Origin of the sequence: Arthrobacter agilis, assembly GCF_002953615.1 — a bacterium.
Lineage (GTDB): Bacteria > Actinomycetota > Actinomycetes > Actinomycetales > Micrococcaceae > Arthrobacter_D > Arthrobacter_D agilis_B.
On the sequence record NZ_CP024915.1, the window covers coordinates 964,735 to 969,198 of the forward strand.

Below are 4,464 nucleotides of genomic sequence, written 5' to 3' on the forward strand. Positions count from 1 at the left end.
CTCGACGCCGGACTGCAGGAACCCGTGCATTTCATCGGACTCGGCGGTGCCGGCATGTCGGCCGTCGCGCGGGTCCTCCTCGGCCAGGGCCTGCGGGTCTCGGGCTCGGACGCGGCCGAATCGAAGGGGCTCCGTGCGCTGTCCGCGCTCGGCGCCGACGTGACCGTGGGGCACTCCGCGGAGGCGGTACCCGACACCGGGACGATCGTCGTGTCCTCGGCGATCCGCGACACGAACCCGGAACTGGTCGAGGCACGCCGTCGCGGCCTGCCGGTGCTGCACCGTTCGGAGGCACTCGCGGCGGCGATGACCGGCCAGCAGGCCGTCGCCGTCGCCGGTACGCACGGCAAGACCACGACGACCGCGATGATCACCGTCCTCCTGCGCAACGCCGGCGTGGGTCCGTCCTTCGCCATCGGGGGAGACGTGGCCGCCCTCGGCGTCAACGCCGAGTGGGCGGACGGAAGCGTCTTCGTCGCCGAAGCGGACGAATCGGACGGCTCGTTCCTGAACTACGAGCCCCGCATCGCCGTCGTGACGAACGTCGAAGCGGACCATCTCGACCACTACGGGACGGCGGACGCGGTCCATGCGGCCTTCCGCACCTTCGCCCGGCGGCTCCCCGAGGACGGGCTCCTCGTGGCGTGCGCCGACGACGCCGGTGCCGCCGCACTGGCCGCCGGGGTACCGGAACCACGCCGCGTGCGCACCTACGGCTACGCCGGGACGGCGGACATCCGGATCAGTGACACGAGGGCCGTGGGCAGCACCACCAACAGCGTCCTGTCCTTCGCCGTCGACGGGCTGGACGCACAGCAGGAACTGCAGCTGAGCGTGCCGGGGCGGCACAACATCCTCAACGCCGCCGCGGCCTTCGCCGTCGCCCTCGAACTCGGGGTGGATCCGGCCGTCGCCGCGACCGGCCTGTCGCTCTTCTCCGGCGCCGCGCGACGTTTCGAGGCCAGGGGCGAGGGCGACGGCATCCGGGTGTTCGACGACTACGCCCACCATCCGACCGAGGTCCATGCCGCCCTGACGGCCGCCCGGACCGTGGCGGGGGAGCACGGGGTGCATGTCCTCTTCCAGCCCCACCTGTTCTCCCGCACCCGGGAGTTCGCCGCGGGCTTCGCCGAGGCGCTGTCCCTCGCGGATTCCGCGACCGTGCTGCCGGTGTACGCGGCACGCGAGGACCCGGTCGACGACATCGGCGGCTGGACCATCACCGATCTCATGCCGGGTGCCGGCGCCTCCTATCGCGAGGACCCGGACGAGGCCCTCCGCTCCGTGATCGACCGGGCGGAACCCGGTGACATCATCCTGACCATCGGAGCGGGAGACGTCACGCAGTACGGCATCCGGCTGGTCGGCCTGCTGAAGGAGCGGGCGGACGGAACAGGACCGGCGGGGACCGGCGCATGACGCCGAGGAAGCCACGCATCGCCCGGGTACAGGCCGTGCCGAAGGCCGGGGCGACGGCCGGGGCGGAAGCGCCGGGCCGCGTCGACCGCGCGGACCGGCCGGCCTCCGCCGGGAAGGTCCTCGAGTTCCCCGCGCCCCGACGCTCCCACCGGGTGCGGAACACCGTCCTGGCCATCACCGCGCTCGTGCTGGTCCTCGGCGGCGTGGTCGCGTACGTCGTGTTCTCGCCGGCGCTGGCGCTGCGGACGGTCGAGGTGGAGGGCAACTCGCTGGTCACCGCGTCGGAGGTCGAGACGGCCCTCGCTCCGCTGATGGGGACGTCGCTGACGAGGATCGCGCCCGACCAGGTCCGCGGGCTGCTGGCGGACAAGGCGCCGATCGAGGACGTCGGGATCGCCGCCGAGCCCCCGTCGACGCTCGTGGTCACCGTCCGCGAACGCGTACCCGTCGCCGTCCTGCAGAACGGGGGCGACTTCGTGCTGATCGATGCGGACGGCCGCCAGCTGAGCACCGTGGCGCGACGCGACGAGGTGAAGCTCCCGCTGATCGACGGCGGGACCAACGCGGTCAACTCCGAGGTCTTCTCCTCGATCACGGCGGTCCTGGCGGAGTTGCCCGTCTCCGTGCTGTCCCGGCTCAACAGCGCCTCGGCAGCGAGCGTCGACTCCATCCAGCTCTCACTGGCCGGGGACCGGAGGATCTTCTGGGGCAGCGCCGAGCGCAGCTCCGAGAAGGCGAGCGTCCTGGAGGCGATGCTCGCGATGCCCGCCACCGATCCGCCGGTGAAGGTGTTCGACGTGAGCACCCCCGACCGACCGGTCACCCGGTGAGGCACGGCGTCGCGCTCTGTGCGGCCCGCGGTCGAACAGAGCGTGAAAAGAGTACACAGCGCGTCGACAGAACCGACACGCGGCGTCAGGTCATTGCAACGCGGAGCGCTTGCACCTAGCGTCAAACATAGAAGTTACTTGACATAACGTTAACTCTCAACCTGAACGTTAACGTTGTCGAAGGTAAAGGTTGAACCCGGAACACCGGCAGCCCCCGTACAGCACACAGATTCGAACAAGGGACACAGGACGTGGCAGCACCTCAGAATTACTTGGCCGTCATCAAGGTCGTCGGCATCGGCGGCGGCGGCGTCAACGCCGTCAACCGCATGATCGAGGTCGGGCTCCGTGGCGTGGAGTTCATTGCCATCAATACCGACGCGCAGGCGCTGCTCATGAGCGATGCCGACGTCAAACTCGACGTCGGTCGCGAGCTGACCCGCGGCCTCGGCGCCGGAGCGGACCCGGAGGTCGGCCGCCGCGCGGCGGAGGACCACTCCGAGGAGATCGAGGAAGTCCTGCGCGGAGCCGACATGGTCTTCGTGACCGCCGGCGAAGGTGGCGGCACGGGCACCGGCGGCGCTCCCGTCGTCGCCCGGATCGCACGTTCCCTCGGCGCCCTGACGATCGGCGTCGTCACCCGTCCGTTCACGTTCGAGGGCCGGCGGCGCTCGAACCAGGCCGAGAGCGGCATCGACACCCTCCGAGAGGAGGTCGACACGCTCATCGTGATCCCGAACGACCGGCTGCTCTCCATCAGCGACCGGAACGTCTCGATGCTCGACGCGTTCCGCTCCGCCGACCAGGTGCTGCTGTCCGGTGTCCAGGGCATCACGGACCTCATCACCACGCCGGGCCTGATCAACCTCGACTTCGCCGACGTGAAGTCCGTCATGCAGGGCGCCGGTTCGGCGCTCATGGGCATCGGCTCGGCTCGCGGCGAGGATCGCGCCGTCAAGGCCGCGGAGCTCGCCATCGCATCGCCGCTGCTCGAAGCCTCGATCGACGGCGCGCACGGCGTGCTGCTCTCGATCCAGGGTGGCTCGGATCTCGGCCTCTTCGAGATCAACGAGGCCGCCCGCCTCGTGCAGGAGGTCGCACACCCCGAGGCGAACATCATCTTCGGTGCGGTCATCGACGATGCGCTGGGCGACGAGGCGCGCGTGACCGTGATCGCGGCCGGCTTCGACCAGGTGGATGCCACCTCGCAGCCTGCCGCCGCCCCTGCCCCCGCATCGCGCCCGGCCGTCGCGCCGAGCGTCGGTGGGGACCAGCAGCGCATGGCCGGCGCCGCCACCGCCGGCCTCGGCGCCTGGTCGCAGCAGCGTGCGCAGAACGTGCAGGCAGTGCCCGCGGACTCGGGCTTCGACGTGGACCTCCCCGCGATCGTGGAGCCGGACTTCTCGGCCGGACGGTCCGACGACCTCGACGTACCCGACTTCCTCAAGTAGTCGGTGGACGCAGCCGAAGGTCCCGGACGCACCTCCCCGTTCTACTGGAACGCGGAGGTGCGTCCGGGTCTCCGCGTCGCCTTCACCTCCGCAGCTGCCGGCAACCTCGCCCTCCACGTGGGGGATGCTCCGGACGCCGTCCGGGACAACAGGCGGGGGATCGAGGAAGCGCTGGGCGTCCCCGCGGGGTCACTCCGGTTCATGAGCCAGACCCATTCCGACCGGGTCGCCCTGGTCGCCGCCGGCGATCCCGTCCCCCCGGACGCGGATGCGATGGTGTCCCTCGACGGCAGTGAGCCGCTGGCCGTTCTCGTCGCCGATTGCGTCCCGATCGTCCTCGCGGACGCGGCGGTCACCGACGGCGGTACGGGCGCCACGGCCGTCGTGCACGCGGGCCGTGCCGGTGTCGGCAACGGGATCGTCGAAGGTGCCGTCCGCCTGTTGCGGAGCCATGGTGCCCGGGACCTGGCAGCGTGGATCGGACCCTCGGTGTGCGGATCCTGCTACGAGGTGCCTGCCGGGATGATGGAGTCGATCGCGCTCACCGTCCCGGAGGCCGCGTCGCGGACGCCGACGGGAACGCCGGCGCTCGACCTCCCGGCGGCCGTCCAGCGCCAGCTCGAGCGGTCGTCCGTCCGGGCCCAGCGGGTCGAAGGGTGCGGCCCGGCCTGCACCCTGGAGAACCCGGGACTGTACTCGCACCGGCGGGAACCCGGAGCGGGCAGGATCGCCGGGCTGGTGTGGCGGGGGGTCGCTCCCGCCGA

At 71.3% G+C, this 4,464-nt stretch carries 4 protein-coding genes; all 4 read left to right on the forward strand.

From position 1 onward, the window contains the following. Positions 1-12 precede the first annotated feature (12 nt). Positions 13-1,419, forward strand: coding sequence for a UDP-N-acetylmuramate--L-alanine ligase (gene murC / locus CVO76_RS04645; protein ID WP_208741703.1), 1,407 nt, complete (start codon positions 13-15; stop codon positions 1,417-1,419). Then, entirely contained in the window at positions 1,416-2,249 is an 834-nt protein-coding gene (locus tag CVO76_RS04650) for a cell division protein FtsQ/DivIB (protein ID WP_208740916.1), read from the forward strand. The genes murC and CVO76_RS04650 overlap by 4 nt, the downstream gene beginning before the upstream one ends. A 251-nt stretch (positions 2,250-2,500) precedes the next feature. After that, the gene (gene ftsZ, locus CVO76_RS04655; RefSeq protein ID WP_133081662.1) at positions 2,501-3,700 is read left to right on the forward strand and encodes a cell division protein FtsZ; all 1,200 of its coding nucleotides are present in this window, start codon (positions 2,501-2,503) and stop codon (positions 3,698-3,700) included. 3 nt (positions 3,701-3,703) lie between these two features. Next, on the forward strand, positions 3,704-4,464 hold a 761-nt coding region (locus tag CVO76_RS04660), incomplete at its 3' end, for a polyphenol oxidase family protein (protein ID WP_208740918.1).